The sequence below is a fragment of the Ruegeria sp. CF4 genome, from assembly GCF_056537345.1.
Genome location: NZ_JBQFRJ010000001.1, coordinates 835,236 through 856,377 on the forward strand (window position 1 = coordinate 835,236; position 21,142 = coordinate 856,377).

Genomic DNA, 21,142 nt, shown 5'->3' on the forward strand with positions numbered 1-21,142 from the left:
CATGTCGGATCCCTTTCATGCCGAGCTTGTATCTGCCATCCCGATGCCGACCCTGCTGGTTGACCAATCTGAGCGGATCGTTGCGGCGAACACCGAAGCGCGTACTCTGTTGGGTGCGGCGATTGAGGGACGGCACTTCGCCACGATCCTTCGGCAACCTCAGGTGATCGAAGCGATTGAGCAATGTATTGGGTCAAAGCAGCCTAGCAACGCGCGGCATCTGTCCAATGATGGTGCACAAGATACGACCTTTGAGGTGCAGTGCCGGTATATGAACGACTCTCGGGTTGTGCTTGTAGTGTTTCAGGATGTCACCCATCTGGAGCAGGCCGGTCAGATGCGACGCGATTTTGTGGCCAATGTCAGTCATGAGCTGCGGACGCCGCTGACTGCTCTGATGGGGTTCATCGAAACACTGCGCGGGCCTGCGCGCGATGATACGGCGGCCCGAGAGCGGTTTTTGCAGATCATGGCGGACGAGGCCAATCGGATGAATCGGTTGGTGGGGGATCTGCTGTCACTCAACAGGGTGGAAAGCGAAGAGCGGGTCAGGCCAAAGGAACCTCTGGAACTGACCGGCCTGATCCAATCCACATTGAACACCCTTCGACCTCTTGCAGATGATGCCAATGTAAAGCTGTCACTGGACGCCCCGGATGATCCGGTGACGATGGTCGGTGACAGCGATCAGTTACGACAGGTTATCACCAACCTGGTGGAAAACGGGATCAAATACGGCGGCAGCGGGGGGCTGGTTCAGGTCGTAGTGACATTGTCGGAGCGCGATACTGCCATGCGCGGGCCAGCCGTGAGAATCGGAATCATTGATCAGGGTCCCGGCATCAACCCAATACATCTTCCCCGCTTGACCGAGCGTTTCTATCGCGCAGACAGCCATCGCTCGCGCGAGTTGGGTGGAACAGGGCTGGGGCTTGCGATCGTCAAACACATTGTCAACCGACATCGGGGCAGGTTGCGGGTGGAAAGTGAGCTGGGGCAGGGTGCCGTGTTCACCGTCATACTGCCCCGTTGAGGTCAGATGGCTGATAGGCGATCCGCCGCTGACGTATCGTCAAGTTAAGAAATTCTCAAAATATCCTAACTTGTCATAAAACCGTTACATACCTGTCACAAAAGGCTTACGCGCGGCTTTTAGGGCTTTGCGCAGATCATCATGGGGATGATCAGTACCCATCCTTCTCAAGGAGACTGAAATGTCCTTTGTAAAACTGTCGGCTTCTGCGCTGGCAATCGCTGCCGTCTCGGCAACTGCTGCTGCTGCACGTGACAACGTTCAGGTTGCCGGTTCGTCGACCGTACTGCCTTATGCTTCGATCGTTGCCGAACTGTTTGGTGAAAATACAGACTTCCCGACCCCGGTTGTTGAATCGGGTGGTTCGTCGGCTGGTCTCAAGCGGTTCTGCGAAGGCGTTGGCGAAAACACAATCGACGTTGCAAACGCATCGCGCGCCATCCGCGAAAAAGAAATCAAAACTTGCGCCGAAAACGGTGTGACCGACATCATGGAAGTACGCATTGGCTATGACGGCATCGTGTTCGCAAGCCAGCAGTCGGGTCCGGCCTTTACTGCATTTCAGCCGGCAGACATCTACAACGCCATCGGTTCGAAAGTCATGAAAGACGGCGCGCTGGTCGACAACAGCTTCAACAGCTGGGCCGAGTTCAATGGCGACCTGCCGGATGTTGAGATCGCGATGTTCATCCCGGGCACCAAGCACGGCACCCGTGAAGTGTTCGAAGACAAGGTTCTGCTTGCAGGTTGTGAAGCAACCGGCGCCATGGAAGCCATGATCGCAGGCGGCATGAGCGAAGATGACGCCGAAGATGCATGCCTCGACGTTCGTACTGACGGTAAGTCGGTCGACATCGACGGTGACTACACCGAGACCTTGGCCCGCATCGACACTAACACCAACGGCATCGGCGTTTTCGGTCTGGCGTTCTACGAGAACAACACCGACAAGCTGAAAGTGGCCACCATGGGTGGTATCGCGCCGTCGACCGAGACCATCGCGTCGGGTGAATACCCTGTTTCCCGCCCGCTGTTCTTCTACGTCAAGAAAGCGCATATCGGCGTGATCCCTGGCCTGAAAGAATACGCTCAGTTTTTCACTCATGATGAGATTGCAGGTGCGTCGGGTCCGCTGGCCAACTACGGTCTGGTTGCCGATCCTGAGCTGGCAAAAACGCAGGATGCGATTGCCAACGAAGTAACTTTGGGTTCGGGCAGCTAATTCCAAACCCCGTGTTAATTGAGCGGGGGCGGCATTTATAGTCGCCCCCGTTTCTTTCCCTAATCCCGATCAAGACCTGTGGGGGCAATATGCCAATTCTTTGGCTCATTCTGATCGTACTTGCGATCGCGGCAGTCGGATATGTGTTGGGGCGAATGCGCGCCTTGCAAAGTGCCAGAGGGGACAGCCGTAACCTGCATTCTCTTCCCTCGTTTTATGGGGCGAATGTTGCGCTGAAAGTTATCGTTCCCGCCTTTGGTCTGTTGATCGTCTGGCTGCTGGTTCAGCCGCTCTACGTGAATTCTCAGGTCTCGGAGATGGTTCCCGAAACGGCGATCAAGGAAGGATCGTCGCGTAGCCTTGTTATGGCCGAAGTGCGCCGGACGGCTAATGGTCTGGACAGTGCGGTCGCTCAGGGGCATCTCACCGAAGAGACCGCACAGGATGCGCAGGCGGATGTTTCGGAGATGACCCAGCGGCTGAAAGACGCGGGCCAGGTTGTGACCTCGGATATTACACAGCCCGTGTTGCATGCCGCCCAGGCATACCGGTCGATGAACTCGACCGGCTATACGATTATGTCCATTGCCGTGATACTGATCGCCTTGGCAGGTGCCGCGTTCAGCTGGTTCCAGACACATTCGGAATACCGCGCCCGCAATGTGGTTGAGCAGGGAATTCGTGTGATGCTGCTGGCGGCGGCGTCGATTGCGATCCTGACAACGGTCGGCATCGTACTGTCGCTCGTGTTCAACACGTGGGAATTCTTCAAGCTTTATCCAGCATCAGAGTTCTTCTTCGGAACAACATGGGCCCCCAGTTTCTCGGGCCGTGGTGGCGCGTCTGATCTAGGTATCATCCCGTTGCTATGGGGCACATTCTACATCTCGTTGGTTGCATTGCTGGTGGCTGTGCCGATCGGTCTTTTCGCTGCGATTTATCTCAGCGAGTACGCTTCTTCCCGCGTGCGCTCGATCGCCAAACCGATGCTGGAGGTGCTGGCCGGTATCCCGACCATTGTTTACGGTCTTTTTGCCTTGCTAACCGTTGGCCCACTGTTGCTGAGCGTGTTCGGGGATGACGGTTTGGGCTGGATGAAAGCCGGTACGGCCGTGATGACCGCTGGTCTTGTGATGGGCATCATGCTGATCCCGTTCGTTTCGTCGCTTTCCGATGACATCATCAACGCGGTGCCTCAGGCCATGCGTGATGGCTCTTACGGGCTGGGGGCCACACAATCCGAGACCATCCGGCAGGTCGTTTTGCCCGCAGCCTTGCCCGGGATCGTGGGAGCGATCCTGCTGGCAGCATCGCGCGCCATCGGTGAGACCATGATCGTGGTTCTGGGGGCAGGGGCCGCCGCGCGTCTGGACCTGAACCCGTTCGAGGCCATGACCACCGTCACCGCCAAGATCGTCAGCCAGCTGACGGGCGACGCCGATTTCGCCTCGCCCGAGGCCCTCGTCGCCTTCGCGCTTGGCATGACGCTGTTCATCCTCACGCTGGGGCTGAACGTTTTCGCCCTTTATATCGTGCGCAAGTATCGGGAGCAGTACGAATGACCGACGCCAGCATGCAAAACACCTCGACCTCGCTGACTGCATCCGATGCCCGGACCAAAAAACGCGCGGCTGCCGAAAAGCGTTTTCGCGCCTATGGGATCGTCGCCATCGCGACCGGACTGTTCTTTCTGATTGTGCTGTTTGCCTCGATCCTGTCGCAGGGCATCCCGGCCTTCCAGCGCACAGTTATCAGTTTAGAATTCACGCTGAGCGAAGCGCAGCGCGATGAAGCCGAAGGCACGATGTTCAAGACAAAGGCCTACTCCAATCTGTTCATTGCGGAACTGAATGAACAACTGGCCGAAAGTGGTATCACCGTGGATTTCGATCAGGATGCCATCGAGCGTCTGTTGGGCAAAATCGGCGGTACGATCCGAACCTTCTATGCCGATAATCCTAGCAAGCTGGGTGAGCCGATCATGTTCGATCTGGCGGCTTCAAGCCGTGTGGATGGGTATTTTAAGGGCCGGGTGTCACGCGACACCCTTCAGGACAGCCGCTTCCTGCAACTCAGCGATCTGGATCTGGTGGACGCGCTGAGAGAAGCTGGCACCATCAAGCAGGCCTTCAACTGGCCGTTCATCACCGGAGCCGACTCGGGCGTGGATAACCCCGGTGGCGCAGGCATCGGTGCCTCGGTCGTCGGCTCATTCTTCATGATGCTGGTGGTGCTGTGCCTGTCGCTGCCCATTGGGGTCGCCGCCTCGATCTATCTGGAAGAATTCGCACCACAGAACAAGTTCACCGATCTGATCGAGGTGAATATTTCGAACCTGGCCGCCGTTCCGTCCATCGTGTTCGGCATCCTGGGGCTGGCCGTGTTCATTCAGTTCATGCACCTGCCGCAATCGGCCCCGCTGGTGGGTGGTCTGGTGCTGACGCTGATGACACTGCCAACGATCATCATCTCGACCCGCGCCTCACTGAAAGCCGTGCCGCCGTCAATCCGTGACGCAGCGCTGGGAGTTGGGGCCTCGAAAATGCAGGCCGTGTTCCACCATGTGTTGCCGCTGGCGGCGCCAGGTATCCTGACTGGTACAATTATCGGTCTGGCGCAGGCGCTGGGAGAAACCGCGCCGCTGCTGCTGATCGGCATGGTGGGCTTCGTTGCCCGCGGTTACCCCGATGGTTTCCTCGCAGGTTTTACTGAGCCGAACTCGGCCATGCCCGCACAGATCTATACCTGGGCCGCGCGTGCCGATGTGGGGTTCTATGAGAAAGCCTGGGGCGGCATCATCATCCTTTTGATGTTCCTGCTGACCATGAATATCATCGCAATCATCCTGCGCCGCCGCTTTGAACGCCGCTGGTAATTGGGGGCTAAAATGAACGACATGACACGAGTGGAGAGAACCGTGGACTCCAAAAACATCAAGATCAACGCCAAGCAGGTTCAGGTCTATTACGGCGAGACCCACGCCATCAAGGACGTGAGCGTTGATATCGAAGATAAGACCGTGACGGCCTTCATTGGTCCCTCGGGCTGCGGTAAATCCACCTTTCTGCGCTGTCTGAACCGGATGAACGACACGATTGATATCTGTCGCGTTGAAGGTGATATCCTGCTGGATGGTGAGGATATCTATGACAAGCGCGTCGACCCGGTGCAGCTGCGTGCCAAAGTCGGCATGGTGTTTCAGAAGCCGAACCCGTTCCCCAAATCGATCTATGACAACGTGGCTTACGGTCCACGCATCCACGGCCTCGCAAAGAACAAGGCGGAACTGGATGAGATCGTTGAGAAATCCCTACGCCGTGGCGCGATCTGGGATGAGGTCAAGGATCGTCTGGATGCCCCCGGCACCGGCCTCTCGGGTGGTCAACAACAACGCCTTTGCATTGCGCGTGCGGTCGCAACCGAACCTGAGGTTCTGTTGATGGACGAGCCTTGCTCGGCGCTTGACCCAATCGCAACGGCTCAGGTTGAAGAGCTGATCGATGAACTGCGCTCGCGCTATTCGGTGGTGATCGTGACTCATTCGATGCAGCAGGCGGCAAGGGTCAGCCAGAAGACAGCATTCTTCCATCTGGGCAATCTGGTTGAATTTGGCGAGACGGGGCAAATCTTCACCAACCCCGAAGACCCTCGCACAGAAAGCTACATCACCGGCCGGATCGGCTGAGCACAGGATTATTGCAATGAGCGAACAACATATTGCATCCGCGTTCGACCGCGACCTCGAAACCATTCAGGCGCATATCATGAAGATGGGCGGTTTGGTCGAGGCCGCGATCATGGGTGCGGCCCGGTCGCTGGAAACCCGCGACGAAGAACTGGCGAAAGAAGTACGTCAGGGCGACAAGGCCATCGACGCGCTGGAAGAGCTTATCGACGAAGAAACCGCACGACTGATCGCGCTGCGCGCGCCAACGGCGGGTGATCTGCGTCTGGTGCTGTCAGTTTTGAAGGTGTCGACCAACCTTGAGCGGATCGGCGACTATTCCAAGAATATCGCCAAGCGCACGACCGTGCTGGTCAACGCTGGTGAAATCAACGGCAGCGCCGCCGCCCTACGTCGGATGGCGCGCGAGGTTGAGCTGATGCTGCGCGATGCATTGGATGCCTATATTCAACGTGACGCCGAACTCGCGACGGATGTGATTGAACGCGATCTGGAGGTTGACCAGATGTATAACGGGCTGTTCCGCGAATTCCTGACTTTCATGGCAGAAGATCCGCGCAACATCTCGTCCTGCATGCATCTGCACTTCATCGCGAAGAACATCGAACGCATGGGTGATCACGTTACGGCAATCGCGGAACAGGTGGTCTATTTGGTCACTGGTGAACGGCCGACCGAAGCACGGCCTAAGGCCGATAACACCTCGCAAACGATCTAGGAGGCTGACCTTATGTCCGCTGATCAACCGACGGTGCTGGTGGTTGAAGATGAATTGGCCCAGCGTGAGGTTCTTTCCTATAACCTCGAAGCCGAGGGGTTCCGGGTCACAAAAGCCGCGAATGGTGACGAGGGTTTGTTGCTCGTCGAAGAAGACCGCCCGGACATTATCGTTCTCGACTGGATGATGCCCAATCTCAGCGGTATTGAGGTCTGTCGCCGCCTGAAGACACGGCCCGATACCCGATCGATCCCGATCATCATGCTGTCGGCGCGTTCGGAAGAGGTCGATAAGGTGCGCGGTCTGGAAACCGGGGCGGATGACTACGTGATCAAGCCTTACTCGGTGGTAGAGCTGATGGCGCGGGTCCGCACCCAGCTACGTCGGGTGCGTCCAGCGACCGTGGGTATTCGGCTGGAATTCGATGATATCATTCTGGATTCGGAGACCCATAAGGTCAGCCGGGACAACAAGCCTTTGAAACTCGGCCCAACCGAGTTCCGCCTGCTCAGCACCTTTATGGAAAAGCCGGGGCGGGTCTGGAGCCGCGAACAGTTGCTCGACCGGGTCTGGGGCCGCGATATATATGTCGATACGCGCACTGTGGACGTTCATATCGGACGTTTGCGCAAGGCATTGACTCAGCACGGTGGTGAAGACCCGGTGCGGACCGTCCGTGGCGCAGGGTACGCGTTAGGCTAACGCGGCAACGTCTCTTCGGTCTGGGCCTGAGAGGCAAGCCAGTGTCGGAACTGTCGCAACGAATCGTCCTGCGATTTGTCGTGGGGCCAGACCAGATAATAGGCACCCAGCGTCTCAAACGCATCGGGGAAGGCGGCGACCAGATTTCCTGTCGCAAGGTCTTGCTCGATTAGGTAGTTGGGCAGCAACGCAACACCCAGACCGTGCAGGGCCGCCTGATTGATCGTGTTGAATTGATCATGCACCGTGCCGGGCAGGGGGTGCGGAGCCTCGACCCCCATTTGTCGGAACCACTCTTGCCAAGCCCGTGGGCGCGTCTGGATGTGCAGTAACGGCAGTTTGAGCAACTCGTCCGGTGTCGACGGTGTTCCCTGCGGTAGCAACTCAGGCGCGCAGACCGGCAGAACGCGTTCCATTTTTAGCAGCAAACGGTCGGTTCCTGGCCAGTCAGGCTCACCAAAATGCAACGCAGCGTCAAAGGGTTCCGACGCGAAATTGAATGGTCTCAACCGAGTTGTCATATTGATGGTTATGTCCGGATGCAAACGCGCGAAATCCGGTAGGCGCGGTACCAGCCAACGCATCCCAAAGGTCGGCAGGATTGCCAGATTCAACGTCCCTCCAACAGGCGACACATGTAGTTTCAGAGCGGCCTGCGCAATCTGTGACAAAGCTGGCCGAATCTCTTGCACATAATCCTGCCCGGCCTTGGTCAGCGACAATCTCTTTCGGTCACGGCTGACGAGTTCTGCGCCCAGATGCGCCTCAAGCGTTTGCAGCGACCGACTGACAGCGCTCTGCGTCAATGCCATTTCGTCGGCAACCGCCGAGGCGGAGCCTAGTCGATCCAGCGCTTCCAATGCACGCAGGGCGGAGATCGGGGGCAGGATAGGGCGGCGCATACTCATCTATGCGTTTTAGTCATGTAAATGTGCAAATGTCTCGCTGTTTTTTGAGGAAACCTCAGATTATGATGCGCGAGACATTGTATCGGAGACTCATCATGAACGCGCCAGAGACCAAACCCGTTCTAAGGGCCAAAGACGCGCCCGATTTGGGAAATTTTGCTTGGGACGATCCTTTCCGCCTGGCAGATCAGTTGGAAGAAGATGAACGATTGGTTGCTGACAGCGCCCGTGCATATGCGCAGGAAAAGCTGCAGCCGCGCGTCACGCAGGCGTTTCAGAACGAGGAGACCGATCCTGAAATCTTTAGGGAAATGGGTGAAATGGGCCTGTTGGGCACGACAATCCCCGAGGAATATGGCGGCATCGGTGCGGGATATGTGAGCTATGGATTGGTCGCGCGCGAGGTTGAGCGGGTGGATTCCGGCTATCGCTCGATGATGTCGGTGCAAAGCTCGCTGGTGATGTATCCGATCTATGCCTATGGCAGCGAAGAGCAGCGCCGGAAATACCTGCCAAAGCTGGCCAGCGGCGAATGGATTGGTTGTTTCGGCTTGACCGAGCCGGATGCCGGCTCTGACCCAGCTGCCATGAAAACCCGGGCTGAAAAGATTGACGGTGGCTATCGTCTGACCGGTAGCAAGATGTGGATTTCGAATGCTCCGATTGCAGATGTGTTTGTCGTGTGGGCCAAGTCGGATGCGCATGATGGCAAGATCCGGGGCTTCGTTCTGGACAAGAACACCAAGGGGTTGAGCGCGCCGAAGATCGAAAACAAGCTGAGCCTGCGCGCTTCGATCACCGGCGAAATCGTGATGGAAGGCGTTGAGGTCGGCGAAGATGCGTTACTGCCGCATGTGCAGGGCCTGAAAGGACCGTTCGGATGTCTGAACCGCGCACGTTACGGGATCAGTTGGGGCGCTATGGGGGCGGCCGAGAGCTGCTGGCATGCTGCGCGTCAATACGGTCTGGATCGCAAGCAATTCAATCGGCCATTGGCGCAGACCCAACTGTTCCAACGCAAACTGGCTGAGATGCAAACTGAAATCGCTCTGGGCCTTCAGGCAAGCCTGCGTGTTGGGCGTTTGATGGATCAGGCCGAAGCCGCACCCGAGATGATCTCGATCATCAAGCGCAACAACTGCGGCAAGGCGCTGGATATCGCGCGGATGTCACGGGACATGCATGGCGGCAATGGTATCTCGCTTGAGTTCCAGGTGGTGCGCCACATGATCAATCTTGAGACAGTAAATACCTATGAGGGGACGCATGACGTGCATGCGCTGATTCTTGGTCGGGCGCAGACCGGGTTGCAGGCATTCTACTGATATGGCGAATGCCGTATAATCGTGATTATGTAAAATAAGCCATCGCCAGAAAATCCACTCTGGCGATGGTTTTTCAACGTGTTAGGCTGATCTGCGAAACTCAGAGCACAGACAGACATGCACCTGAACGAAAAGACAGTTGTTGTGACCGGCGCCGCTGGTGGCATTGGCAAAGGACTTGCTGAACGATTTGCCAATGAAGGCGCTCGCGTTGTTTGCGCAGATATCGACGCTGCCGGTGCGCAGCACATTGCGGACAAGATCGGTGGTCATGCCATTCATTGCGATGTTTCCCTGGAATCTGACATTTGCAACTTGATCGAAACCGTTGAGGATAGCATCGCACCAATAGATCTGTTTTGTGCGAATGCCGGTATTCTAACGCTTGGCGGGCTTGATGTTCCGGACACCGAATGGGAACGGATTTGGCAAATTAACGTCATGTCTCATGTCTGGACCGCTCGGCATTTATTGCCGCGTATGGTGGCGCGTGGCGGCGGATACCTGATGACGACCGCCTCGGCCGCAGGGCTGCTCAATCAACCTGGTGCGGCACCATACGGCGTCACAAAACATGCCGCCATTGGGTTTGCTGAATGGGTCGCGTTGACCTATGCGCATCAAGGAATTCGAGTGTCGGTTCTATGCCCTCAGGCGGTACGTTCGGACATGACCCGTGGACATGAGGATTCGGTTGCGGCAATCGACGGGATGCTTGAGCCCGAAGCGGTCGCGCAGGCCTGTGTCGAAGCGCTGGCTGACGAGCGGTTTTTAATCCTGCCGCATCCTCAGGTATTGGACTATATGCGTTTAAAAACAGCAGATTATGACCGCTGGATTGGCGGAATGTCTAAGCTAAATCAAAAATATACCAGCGAAACTTAACGCGAGCGACGTCGCCGAAGCAAACCTTCCTGCGCGACCGAGGCAACCAATGTGCCGTCTTGCGAATAAATCGATCCTCGGTTGAAACTACGCCCCTGCCCCGTCCATGGCGATTCCATCGCGTAAAGGTGCCAGTTCTGGAACTGTACCGGCGCGTGAAACCAGAGCGCATGATCCAAGCTGGCACCATCGATCTCACCAGTGAACCAACTGAGGCCATGCGGGCGCATGCCCGAACTCAGCAGACTCATATCAGATGCATAGGCCAGCAACAGGTGCTGCGTAATCCGGTCGGCCTGTGCTGCCGCACCCATACGGAACCACACATGGTTCCGGTCATCTGCTTTGTCCGGCGTAAAAAGGTCCAGCGGCGCGACCTCTCGTACTTCGATTGGACGTTCGCGCAGAAGTTCTGTTTTGAGCGCTTCAGGCACGCGAGTCAGATACTTCTGACGCATTTCATCGCGTGATGGGTGATGCTCTGGTGGCTCCACATCCGGCACGGGATGCTGATGATCCCATCCATCATCCTGTTTGTGGAACGATGCCGAAAGGTTCAGGATTTGTTTGCCATGTTGGATTGCAACCACACGACGGGTGGTGAAAGAACCTCCATCTCGGGCGCGATCTACTTGATAGATAACGGGAATCGATGGATCGCCGGGCCGAATAAAGTAAGCGTGCAGGGAATGACACAATCGGTCATCGACGGTCCTGTAAGCTGCTGCAAGGGCCTGCGCGATCACTTGCCCACCAAAGATGCGCGTTGGGGTCTCTCCACCAGAGCCAGTACCCCGGAACAGATCAACTTCAAGCGCTTCGATGTTGAGCAGGTCAAGCAGAACGCGTTCGGCTTCGGTCATAAGTGGGTCTCCGGCTTAGCGATGTCCCCGGCTATCATCCACACCGAGGTCATTCAACGAGCGCACCATGTACAAGTGCCTTCAATTCCGCACGCGAGGGGTAAGAGCTGGAAGGTGACAGCTGAGTGAAGAACACAGCCGAAAAATCATTGACTTGATCCACCCAGAAATAAGTGGACGCCATGCCACCCCAGCCGAAATCACCGACCGAGCCCGGACACCGCAGGCGCGCCGGGTCCAAAACCACTGCACCTCCAATGCCAAACCCGGTTCCTTCCATGGGTTGCTCGGCAAAGCTTTGGGGACCCATCGATGCAATATCGCCGGGTAAGTGGTTGCGTAGCATGAATTCTATCGTTTTTGGCCCCAGAATGCGCTCCCCGTTTCCTGAGCCTTTGTTGCGCAACATTTCAGCGAAGCGACTGTAATCATCGATCGTACCGATCAGCCCGCCTCCACCAGAGAAAGTCGTTGTGGCTTCAAACGGAGAGTCTCCGGCGCAATCAACCAGGCGCAGCGTATCACCCCCGGTCTTGGCCGCATTCAATGCCATCGCGTCGCCTTCAAGCGGCGTATAGAGCGAGGCGAACCGATCCCCTGCCCCGTTCGGCACTGAAAACCCCGTCTCGTGCATGCCGAGTGGCTCAAAAATGTGCTCGGCCAGAAAGCGGTCGAAGGGCTGACCCGAGGCGACCTCGATGACGCGACCGATGACGTCGATGCCCACTGAGTATTCCCAGCGGTGGCCCGGTTGAAAAGCCAGAGGCAAAGTGGCCAGGACCTCGACCCGATCTGCGAGCGGGCCCTGTGCCGGTGAAAATATCAGGCCAAGCTCATCCATCGCCTCGGGCAGTAACCCGGGATTAAACGGATAACTGAGACCACTGGTATGCGTCAGCAACTGATGCAGGGTTGGCGTTGGTGCGGCCTCGGTCTGATCCAAGCGCGTGGCGCCGGGAATCAGGGCTTGCATCGACTGAAACTCGGGCAGGAACTCGGAAACCGGTGCGTCGAGATGAAACTGCCCGCGCTCAACCAACCTCATAAGCGCAACCGAAGTCACGGGTTTGGTCATAGAATAAATACGCACGAGGCTATCGCGCTGGAACGGCAGGTCTTTTTCAAGGCAACGGTGACCACAACTGTGAAAGAACGCCTCCTGCCCGTTGTGCAGAATCAGTAGGCTGCTGCCGGCATATTTTTTCTCGTCCACATATCGCTGCATCCAGGCTTGAATGCGGGTTAGCGCGGTTTGGTCAAATTTCATGATCTACACCTCCAGCGCGGATAGGCCATGTTGAGCAAATACCGGAACATACGCCCCGAAGGCGCGCGCCCTTGCAGGGTCTGACGCGTTGCCATCTAGCGACCGTTTGTAGACACCCTGAAGTATGGCCGCCATGCGGAAGAAGTTGAAAGCGAGATAGAAGCCGAAATTCTCGATCCCCGGCAGGCCACGCCGCGTGCAATAATCTGCGATAAAAGACTGATCCGATGGGAGGCCCAGTGCATCGCGATCCACCCCTGCCAATCCACGCCCTTCCTTACCCGGTGGCAACTGCCACTGCATGATTACCGCGGCAAGATCCGCGTAGGGATGGCCAATGGTCGACAGTTCCCAATCCAGCACGCCAATGCAGTTCGTTCCAGTGTGCTCGAACAACATATTATCAATCCTATAGTCGCCATGAACCAATGTTCTCTGGCCGTCATCAGCAGGGATTTGTTGTTCAAGTTTGCCGATCAAGCTATTCATATAGTTTATATCTTCGGTTTCCGAAGCTCGGTACTGCTTGGTCCATCGCCCGATCTGTCGTTCGAAGTAATTCCCCGGAGGGCCGAAATCCGACAGGCCTGCCGCATCGATATCTACCATGTGCAACTCGGCCAGAACGCGGTTCATCTCGGCCAATATGCCAGCACGAGTGGCATTGTTTTCACCCTTCATAACAGGATCAACGAATGAACGTCCGTCCAGATGCTCCATCACATAGAACGCTGAGCCGATGATGCTGTCGTCTTCGCACAGAAGGTACATCTGCGGCACCGGGACCCTGGAGCTGATCAGAGCGCTTTGAACCCGAAACTCACGATCCACTGCATGAGCAGACTTGAGCAATACGCCCGGTGGCTTGCGCCGCAGAACGTAGTTCTTACTAGGCGTTTGCAGCAGATAGGTCGGATTGGATTGCCCGACCGTGAATTTCGTTGCTTGAAGCGGGCCCTGATAATCATCTAAATGCGCTTCAAGATATGCATTTACTGCATTTATATCTAAAGTATTTTCCTGATCAGTCATCCGATATCCAGATGTTGAAAACAGCTATAGAGCGTCGGCAAAGATGTTCCCGCCACTCTGCACATTTATCCCGCCCGAGACTGGCAGCACCGCCCCGGTGACATAGCTGCCTCCGCGTCCACAGAGGAAGAGTACGCAGCCTCCAATATCCTCGGCACGACCTACGCGGCCAAGCGGGACGGATTTGCCAACACGCTCACGTTTGTCCTCATCTTCGGTGGCAAAGGCTGTCATACGCGACACGAACGGTCCCGGCGCAAGCGCATTCACTGTCACGCGGTATGGTGCCAACTCCTTGGCCATAATCTTGGACAGATGGATTACTGCCGCTTTCGACGCGGAATAGCTGTAGGCGCCGTCACCCATCGGCGTTTCACCCATCACAGACCCAACATTGACCACACGCGCCGGGTCGTCATCCGAGGCGGATTTCATCAACAGCGGCAACAGCTTTTGGGTCAGATCAAAAATACCTGCTACATTGACTGACATCACCTTATCCCATGCTGCATATGGGAACTGCCCCATAGGCGCACCCCAAGTGACCCCGGCATTATTCATCAGGATTTCTAGTGTTTCTGTCCGTTTCCTCACTTCAGCGATCAGAGCATCTATTCCCTCTTCACTGCCGATATCCCCTGCAAACCCCTCAGCCGATCCGGGCGTATCCATCGCGTTCAGTTCTGCGGCTACGGCCTCACATGCGTCGCCTTTACGTGAAGCGATCAATACATGGGCCCCTGCGCGCGCCAGAGCCTCGGCCGCCATCCGACCGATGCCTGTTGCGCCCCCGGTGACCAGAGCGGTTTTGCCGTTCAGCGAAAACAATGTCTCAGGCGTCATGTGCTCTCCTCTACCCAGATACCGTTACGGAAGCTGACAGGTCATCTTCTTGACAACCCGTGCCTGTAATCCAACGATTTCAGCTCCACCGAAGCAAGGGGCAAGAGAAGGCATGCAAACATTACTCAGCGTCACACCGGGTGGTCCCGAGGCTTTGGAGCTAACCACACTGCCCGACCCGACACCTGGCAAGGGCGAACTGTTGATCCGTGTCCGGGCTTCTGGTGTGAACTTCCCCGATACTCTGATCATTCGCGATCTGTATCAGATGAAGCCGCCGCGTCCCTTTGCTCCGGGCGGAGAGATTGCGGGCGAAGTCCTCGCGCTTGGTTACGGAGTGTCTGGATTCGAGCCCGGGGATCGTGTTCTGGCTCTGACGGGGCATGGAGGGTTCTCAACACATCTTACCCTCAAAGCTGCGACTGCAGTGAAAATCCCCGATGCGATGCCTTTTGATGACGCTGCCTGTTTCATTTTTACCTACGGCACATCTTATCACGCTCTGAAAGACCGGGCACAGCTGCAAGCCGGAGAAACCGTTCTGGTATTGGGCGCGGCTGGTGGCGTGGGGTCTGCAGCAATAGAGCTGGCCAAGGCTATGGGCGCGCGCGTCATTGCGGCGGTTTCTTCCGAAGACAAGGCAGAGTTCTGCAAACAGATTGGCGCGGGTGAGACACTCGTTTACTCGCGCGAATTGGATCGAGACGCCCAGAAAGCGCTTTCCGCCAAGATCAAATCGCTTGTCGGGGGTGATGGGGTCGACGTCGTCTATGATGCCGTGGGCGGAGACTATGCCGAACCCGCCCTGCGCAGCATGGCATGGGGCGGCCGCTATTTGGTGGTCGGTTTTCCGGCAGGAATCCCGAGCCTTCCGTTGAATCTGACCTTGCTCAAAGGTTGCCAGATTGTTGGGGTCTTTTGGGGCGCATCGGTGTTTCGCGACCCCAAAGGCCATGCCCAAAATCTTGAAGAGCTTTTCACACTCTACAACGACGGAAAAATCTCACCACGTATCAGCTTGCGATTGCCTCTGATACGCGCGGCAGAGGCAATTGAGCTGCTGGAACAGCGTTCGGTTCTCGGAAAGGTCGTTGTGACAATGCAGGATGTGTGATCCTTATTACATCTCCAAATATTCCCATCAGCCACGATGCGTCGATGCGACCTTACCTTCTCTGAACGAGGCCGCTGGACGCCCAGATTATTCGAGTTTATGAAAAAGAGAGATGGGGACAGTTTGAAGATGCATAATATCCTGGTTCTGAATGGTCCGAACCTGAATTTGCTGGGCACAAGACAGCCCGAGGTTTATGGCCATACGACATTGAAGATGATCGAAGACCTGTGCGTGTCTCACGGCCAGACGATTGGCCTGTCGGTTACTCATCTTCAGTCCAATCACGAAGGCGCCCTGATCGATGCGATCCATTCGGCACGCGGGGTGCAGGATGGCATCGTTCTGAATGCCGGCGGCTATACCCATACCTCGGTGGCCCTGATGGATGCGATCTCCTCGGCGCAAGTGCCGACGGTCGAGGTGCATCTGTCCAACATCCACGCTCGTGAGGTGTATCGTCATACCTCTTACATCGCCCGAGTCGCGATCGGTCAAATCTGCGGATTTGGTGCACAAAGCTATGTCATGGCGCTTGACGCCCTTGCAGCCCATCTCAGCGAGAGGAGCGTGGTATGAACCTCAGGGAATACCTCAGCTTTCTGAGTTATACGAAAACTCTGGAAGAGCTTTGGGATGCGCATTGCCGCCAGATGGCCGGGTTTGGTTTCGATCGGCTGCTCTATGGTTATACGCAATATCGCACCGCGACATCGCTAGGTGATCCTGAAGATTTTGTTATCCTCAGCAACCATTGCACCAACTATCTGGATGGCTTTTTGCGTTCCGGGCTTTATTTTCACGCCCCGATGCTGAAGTGGGCGCTGGATAATGAAGGCGCGGCAAGCTGGAGCATGATAAATGACATGATGTCCAGCGGTGTAATGTCAGCCGAGGAACGCAGAGTATATGACTTCAACAAATCTTTTGGTGTGACGTCTGGCTATACAGTCAGCTTCAATTCGGTCTCGATGCGTTCAAAAGGCGCTATTTCGTTGGCAGCGCGTGACCACGACCAGAAAGAGATGGACGAGGTCTGGCGAAAGCATGGTGATGATATTCTGCTGATGAACAATGTTGCTCATCTGAAAATACTCACCTTGCCGTACAACGCTCCGAACCGCGCCTTGACGAAACGCCAGCGTGAAGCCCTGCAATGGGTGGGTGACGGGAAGACCACGCAAGATATTGCCCTGCTGATGGGGCTGACGGCGGCGACCGTAGAAAAACACCTCCGGCTCGCGCGCGAAGCGCTCTCGGTTGAGACGACGGCCCAGGCCGTATTGAAGGCCGCGCTTCAGAATCAGATGTTCGTGATGGAAGTCTGACCCGGTTCTGACGCCGTATTGCGTCAGATTGACCTAGGGTAAGGAATACATGACTTTCCGAATCTATCTTTAAAATTGCAAATTGATACTGTTCCGTGAGTGGTGGCTTTAGCCAGGGAACATTCTGATCAGATCTTTGCCATAACAAAGCTCTCTGATTGATCTGACCAAGAGGCGCCTATTCGTCCGCGTCACTTAGTTGGAAATTGTTGAGGGGCCCTGTCCATCCCCATCATGCGGGGCCCCTCAATCTCACCAGAAAATCGTGCCATCAGCTTGTACCTACAAGAAACTGATAGCTACTTGTTTCATATGAAAAAACCCGACTGCTTGGGCAGCCGGGTTCTTGAACTTCAATGCCAGAAAAGAGCTTGCGTTAGCCCTGAGCGGCCTTTGCAACTTCTGCGGCAAAGTCTTCTTTTTCGACTACGATACCTTCGCCGACTTCCATGCGAACAAAGCCGGTGATTGTTGCGCCCGCTTCCTTGGCCGCTGCTTCGACGGTCAGGTCAGGGTTCACAACGAAGGATTGGTTCAGCAAGGTCGATTCGGCGACGAATTTCTTCATGCGGCCTTCGATCATCTTTTCGATCACCTGCTCCGGTTTGCCGGATTCGCGGGCGATGTCCATCTGAACCTGCTTTTCTTTCTCGACAACCGCCGGATCCATGTCCGCTTCGGACAGGGCCGCCGGGTTCACAGCCGCGATATGCATCGCAACCTGCTTGCCGATGGCTTCGTCACCACCCGACAGAGCAACCAGAACGCCGATTTTGCCCATGCCGGTTGTCGCGGCGTTGTGGACGTAGGACACAACAGTGTCGCCAGACAGTTTGGCCATGCGGCGCACCGACATGTTCTCACCGATGGTGGCGATCTTGTCGGTCAGGGTGTCTGCAACCGACTTGCCGCCCAGATCAGCAGCCAGCAGAGCGTCGATGTCGTCAACGCCTTCGGCAGCGTAGGTGATCTTGCCGACCATTTCCTGGAAGTCAGCGTTTTTCGCAACGAAGTCGGTTTCCGAGTTCACTTCGACAGCAACACCGTTGCCACCGTTGACGTGAACAGCAACCAGACCTTCTGCTGCGGTACGGCCCGATTTCTTGGCCGCTTTGGCCAGGCCTTTGGTGCGCAGCCAGTCAACGGCTTCGTCCATGTTACCGCCGGTTTCGGTCAGCGCTTTTTTTGCGTCCATCATGCCTGCGCCGGTCGAGTCGCGCAGTTCTTTAACCATTGCTGCTGTGATTGCCATCTTTAGGCTCTCCTCAATTCAAACGGAATTGGGGCAGGTCTACCCTGCCCCATATGTCAATAACGTGACGGGCAGCTTACGCTTCGGCTTTGGCTTCCGGCGCGGCTTCTTCTGCGGGTGCTTCTTCAGCAACCACTTCCTCAACCGGAGCTTCTTCGAACGCGCCCAGGTCAACGCCTGCTGCACCCATCTGAGCGGTCATACCGTCCAGAGCGGCACGTGCGGCCAGATCGCAATACAGCGCGATGGCGCGGGCTGCGTCGTCGTTGCCGGGGATGATGTAGTCAACACCGTCGGGCGAGCAGTTGGTGTCGACAACAGCCACAACCGGGATACCCAGCTTGTTGGCTTCGGCGATAGCCAATGCTTCTTTCTTGACGTCGATGACGAACAGCAGATCAGGAACGCCGCCCATCTCGCGGATACCGCCCAGCGACGCCTGCAGCTTGGCCTGGTCACGCTCCATGCCCAGACGCTCTTTCTTGGTCAGGCCTTCGGCGCCCGATTCCATGGCTTCGTCGATCTGGTTCAGACGGTTGATCGACTGGGAAACGGTTTTCCAGTTGGTCAACGTGCCGCCCAGCCAGCGGTGGTTCATGTAGTACTGAGCCGACTTTTCAGCGGCTTCAGCGATCGGGCCAGCGGCCTGACGCTTGGTGCCAACGAACAGAACGCGGCCACCTTTGGCGACGGTGTCACGAACAGCCTGCAGAGCCTGATCCAGCATCGGAACGGTCTGGGTCAGGTCCATGATGTGGATTCCATTGCGCGAGCCGTAGATGAACGGGCCCATGCGGGGATTCCAACGCTGTGTCTGGTGACCAAAGTGAACGCCAGCTTCCAGCAGCTGACGCATGGAGAACTCGGGAAGAGCCATGCTATTCTTTCCTTTTCCGGTTTACGCCTCGGCGGGGGTGAAAGAAGCGGATGCTCCAACCGGCGGGCCAGATAAGGATGTCTCCCCTATAAAGCCCAAACCCCGCCTGCGGGTTTGAATGGCGCGCGTATACGGCAGGTTTTGTGGCAACGCAAGGGCCTTTTGCCCTTATTTTTCAAGCAAAGCGAGCGCATGGGCGTGGCGCACAGCCTCTTCGCAGTGCGTGGCCAGTTCCTTGCGATTACCGAAGTCGCTTACTTTTGCTGGCGCGTGATAGATCAGCTCAACCGATCCTTGCCTGCGTGCGCCGAGTGTTTTCAACAAGTGAGGCCCGAAATCCATATCGCCCCACCAGCCATAGAACCGGCCCGGCTGCCCTATGGGTGCGTGATAGACAACAGACACCGGTTGTACATACATGAAATCACGCAATTCATCAGCAAAGAATGCAGCGAAAAGCGTTGATTTGAAAGGCAAAACGCGAAGACCGTCAGTCGAGGTGCCTTCCGGAAAGAACAAGAGTTTATGACCCGCTGAAAGTCGTTCTTGAAACACAAGTGTTTGTTCGCGCGCTTTCTTTCGGTCGCGTTCGATAAATACCGTTCCGGTCGCGCGGGCCAGCCAACCGATACCTGGCCATTTCGCGACCTCGGCCTTTGAAACAAAATAGACACGCTTGCGCGCGTTGAGTGCAAAGATATCAAGCCATGAAGTATGGTTCGCGACGACAGCACCGCGTTCTTGCATAAAGGTGCCGGAGGATCGAAAACCGATGCCCAAGATGCGAAATGCATTTCGGCAGACGATCTGAGTGATGAACGGCGTGATCGGCCGACGGAGCCCGAACACGGGACGCTCGATCATGCGCACGATTAGCAGAATGATCAGCCCACCAAAAACAAGCACCGCCAATGGCAAACCGCGCAGGATTGCCAAGAAACAGCCCGCAATTCCCAGCTCTAAAGGATCGGGATCATCGTCACTTTGCCATGAGGTGTCGCTCACCGGTTCAGGCTCCGCTGTAAATTCGGCGCTGCCGTTCGTTCATACGGGCGGTATCAAGGATCAGGCACACATCAGTCGTGTTAAAGGCATGATCGATAAAGGCCCCTTCGCCCACAAAACCTCCCAGGCGCAGGTAAGCCTTGATCAGTGCGGGCACCTGCACCATTGCTGCGCGGCGGTCCAGTGCGTCCTCCGCAACCAGATCCATCGATTGATATACGTCCGGCTGCGCGCGCACCCTGAGATCAAGTGGGGCCAGATGATTGTGATGTAGCATCGACAGCGGCTGCGCCAGAGCATTGATATCGATGCCGTGAAAGCTGGCAACTCCGAATAGAACCTCGATCTCTCGTTCAGCTACGTATGCGGCCAATCCGTTCCAAAGATGGTACATCGCGGTGCCGCCGCGATAGTCCGGATGCAAGCAGGATCGGCCGAGTTCCAGCAGCTTTCGTCCGCTTTCCTTGAGCACGGTTAGATCATATTCATCTTCGGAATAGAACTGCCCAAGTTCTGCGGCGCGTCCACCCGGTAAAAGCCTGTAAACACCGACGGTTTCTCCGGTCTGATTGTCGATAGCCAGCATGTGGTCAAAATACGGATCGAACTGATCTCGTTCCAATCTGGCCTCGTGATCGACCATTTCGCCGCCGCCGCCAAGTTCCTGAACGAATACATCATAGCGCAGACGCTGAGCGGCGCGCAGTTCATCATCGGTTTCGGCCAGCTTAATTGTGAACGAAGGGCCTGTGTCTGGCATCGAGAATTCCGTCTAAGAGTTTTGCGCTGATAGCGCAGGTTTCCGGGCGATGGCAATATTTCCGCGACGGTTCGCACTTATGGTCGACGGCGTTAACCTTTCCTAAACCAGTTTCACGGATCAAAGACCGGCATCAGGGCTATGCGTGTCCCGTCGATTACCACTTTCCCCTGCTCGCGAAAGTTCACGGTGATCTTGCCTCCGATATTGGACTGCACCTGTCCAACGCCCCAATCGGGGAAATCGGGGTGGCGGACATACATGCCCGGTGCAAGAATAGCATTCAGGTCTGTCATATCGGGGCTCCGGCTTCTTGCGGCAGA

General features: G+C 56.3%; 22 protein-coding genes. 12 read left to right on the plus strand and 10 right to left on the minus strand.

Translation table 11 applies throughout. The annotated features are described in order from the left end of the window. Position 1 precedes the first annotated feature (1 nt). The 7 genes from ACR0NF_RS04115 (at position 2) to phoB (ending at position 7,360) form a co-directional block, all read left to right on the plus strand. Positions 2-1,033, plus strand: a complete 1,032-nt coding sequence (locus ACR0NF_RS04115) for a sensor histidine kinase (protein ID WP_480666915.1) — start codon at positions 2-4, stop codon at positions 1,031-1,033. Positions 1,034-1,214: 181 nt separating this feature from the next. After that, the gene (locus ACR0NF_RS04120) at positions 1,215-2,255 is read left to right on the plus strand and encodes a substrate-binding domain-containing protein (protein WP_480666916.1); all 1,041 of its coding nucleotides are present in this window, start codon (positions 1,215-1,217) and stop codon (positions 2,253-2,255) included. 89 nt (positions 2,256-2,344) lie between these two features. After that, the gene (pstC, locus tag ACR0NF_RS04125) at positions 2,345-3,817 is read left to right on the plus strand and encodes a phosphate ABC transporter permease subunit PstC (protein ID WP_480777812.1); all 1,473 of its coding nucleotides are present in this window, start codon (positions 2,345-2,347) and stop codon (positions 3,815-3,817) included. Then, the gene (gene pstA, locus ACR0NF_RS04130) at positions 3,814-5,130 is read left to right on the plus strand and encodes a phosphate ABC transporter permease PstA (protein WP_480777813.1); all 1,317 of its coding nucleotides are present in this window, start codon (positions 3,814-3,816) and stop codon (positions 5,128-5,130) included. The genes pstC and pstA overlap by 4 nt, the downstream gene beginning before the upstream one ends. A 12-nt stretch (positions 5,131-5,142) precedes the next feature. Next, positions 5,143-5,940 (plus strand): phosphate ABC transporter ATP-binding protein PstB, encoded by a 798-nt coding sequence (gene pstB / locus ACR0NF_RS04135; RefSeq protein WP_480469804.1) that lies wholly within the window; start codon positions 5,143-5,145, stop codon positions 5,938-5,940. 16 nt (positions 5,941-5,956) lie between these two features. After that, positions 5,957-6,658 carry a phosphate signaling complex protein PhoU gene (gene phoU / locus ACR0NF_RS04140; RefSeq protein ID WP_480469805.1) on the plus strand — a complete coding sequence of 234 codons (702 nt, stop codon included), beginning with the start codon at positions 5,957-5,959 and terminating at the stop codon, positions 6,656-6,658. A 12-nt stretch (positions 6,659-6,670) separates the two neighbouring features. Continuing rightward, positions 6,671-7,360 carry a phosphate regulon transcriptional regulator PhoB gene (phoB, locus tag ACR0NF_RS04145; protein WP_480469806.1) on the plus strand — a complete coding sequence of 230 codons (690 nt, stop codon included), beginning with the start codon at positions 6,671-6,673 and terminating at the stop codon, positions 7,358-7,360. Here the strand turns inward: phoB and ACR0NF_RS04150 are convergent. Next, complete coding sequence (locus tag ACR0NF_RS04150; RefSeq protein WP_480666918.1) at positions 7,357-8,268, minus strand: LysR substrate-binding domain-containing protein; 912 nt, start codon at positions 8,266-8,268, stop codon at positions 7,357-7,359. The genes phoB and ACR0NF_RS04150 overlap by 4 nt on opposite strands. 95 nt (positions 8,269-8,363) lie before the next feature. Here ACR0NF_RS04150 and ACR0NF_RS04155 point away from each other — a divergent pair, with 95 nt between their 5' ends. Both ACR0NF_RS04155 and ACR0NF_RS04160 read left to right on the plus strand, forming a co-directional pair. Beyond that, a complete protein-coding gene (locus ACR0NF_RS04155; protein ID WP_480469808.1) occupies positions 8,364-9,593 on the plus strand; it encodes an acyl-CoA dehydrogenase in 1,230 nt (409 codons plus the stop codon). 117 nt (positions 9,594-9,710) lie between these two features. After that, a complete protein-coding gene (locus ACR0NF_RS04160; protein WP_480777814.1) occupies positions 9,711-10,478 on the plus strand; it encodes an SDR family oxidoreductase in 768 nt (255 codons plus the stop codon). On the opposite strand, the gene ACR0NF_RS04165 is transcribed toward ACR0NF_RS04160, so the two are convergent. From ACR0NF_RS04165 to ACR0NF_RS04180, 4 genes are read right to left on the minus strand one after another with little or no spacing between them, the layout of a single operon-like run. Next, positions 10,475-11,341: an acyl-CoA thioesterase gene (locus tag ACR0NF_RS04165; protein ID WP_480777815.1), complete on the minus strand. Its 867-nt coding sequence runs from the start codon at positions 11,339-11,341 to the stop codon at positions 10,475-10,477. The genes ACR0NF_RS04160 and ACR0NF_RS04165 overlap by 4 nt on opposite strands. Positions 11,342-11,390: 49 nt before the next feature. After that, the gene (locus ACR0NF_RS04170; RefSeq protein WP_480777816.1) at positions 11,391-12,608 is read right to left on the minus strand and encodes a serine hydrolase domain-containing protein; all 1,218 of its coding nucleotides are present in this window, start codon (positions 12,606-12,608) and stop codon (positions 11,391-11,393) included. A gap of 3 nt (positions 12,609-12,611) precedes the next feature. Beyond that, positions 12,612-13,640, minus strand: a complete 1,029-nt coding sequence (locus ACR0NF_RS04175) for a phosphotransferase (protein WP_480777817.1) — start codon at positions 13,638-13,640, stop codon at positions 12,612-12,614. 24 nt (positions 13,641-13,664) lie between these two features. Further along, on the minus strand, positions 13,665-14,483 hold the full coding sequence (locus ACR0NF_RS04180) for an SDR family NAD(P)-dependent oxidoreductase (RefSeq protein ID WP_480469813.1): 819 nt from the start codon (positions 14,481-14,483) through the stop codon (positions 13,665-13,667). Positions 14,484-14,595: 112 nt separating this feature from the next. Here ACR0NF_RS04180 and ACR0NF_RS04185 point away from each other — a divergent pair, with 112 nt between their 5' ends. The 3 genes from ACR0NF_RS04185 (at position 14,596) to ACR0NF_RS04195 (ending at position 16,925) form a co-directional block, all read left to right on the plus strand. Further along, positions 14,596-15,597 (plus strand): NADPH:quinone oxidoreductase family protein, encoded by a 1,002-nt coding sequence (locus ACR0NF_RS04185; protein WP_480777818.1) that lies wholly within the window; start codon positions 14,596-14,598, stop codon positions 15,595-15,597. Between the two features lie 129 nt (positions 15,598-15,726). Further along, on the plus strand, positions 15,727-16,176 hold the full coding sequence (gene aroQ, locus ACR0NF_RS04190) for a type II 3-dehydroquinate dehydratase (RefSeq protein ID WP_480777819.1): 450 nt from the start codon (positions 15,727-15,729) through the stop codon (positions 16,174-16,176). Then, positions 16,173-16,925: an autoinducer binding domain-containing protein gene (locus ACR0NF_RS04195; protein ID WP_480469816.1), complete on the plus strand. Its 753-nt coding sequence runs from the start codon at positions 16,173-16,175 to the stop codon at positions 16,923-16,925. The genes aroQ and ACR0NF_RS04195 overlap by 4 nt, the downstream gene beginning before the upstream one ends. 376 nt (positions 16,926-17,301) lie before the next feature. Here ACR0NF_RS04195 and tsf read toward each other — a convergent pair whose 3' ends face one another. The 5 genes from tsf to ACR0NF_RS04220 form a co-directional block, all read right to left on the minus strand. Next, complete coding sequence (gene tsf, locus ACR0NF_RS04200; RefSeq protein ID WP_480469817.1) at positions 17,302-18,177, minus strand: translation elongation factor Ts; 876 nt, start codon at positions 18,175-18,177, stop codon at positions 17,302-17,304. A 76-nt stretch (positions 18,178-18,253) separates the two neighbouring features. Next, on the minus strand, positions 18,254-19,054 hold the full coding sequence (gene rpsB, locus ACR0NF_RS04205) for a 30S ribosomal protein S2 (RefSeq protein ID WP_480469818.1): 801 nt from the start codon (positions 19,052-19,054) through the stop codon (positions 18,254-18,256). Between the two features lie 168 nt (positions 19,055-19,222). Beyond that, positions 19,223-20,059, minus strand: a complete 837-nt coding sequence (olsA, locus tag ACR0NF_RS04210; RefSeq protein ID WP_480777820.1) for a lyso-ornithine lipid O-acyltransferase — start codon at positions 20,057-20,059, stop codon at positions 19,223-19,225. Positions 20,060-20,063: 4 nt separating this feature from the next. Beyond that, positions 20,064-20,819, minus strand: a complete 756-nt coding sequence (olsB, locus tag ACR0NF_RS04215) for an L-ornithine N(alpha)-acyltransferase (RefSeq protein WP_480469820.1) — start codon at positions 20,817-20,819, stop codon at positions 20,064-20,066. Positions 20,820-20,932: 113 nt separating this feature from the next. After that, a complete protein-coding gene (locus ACR0NF_RS04220; protein WP_010440107.1) occupies positions 20,933-21,115 on the minus strand; it encodes a DUF3553 domain-containing protein in 183 nt (60 codons plus the stop codon). Positions 21,116-21,142: the final 27 nt, after the last annotated feature.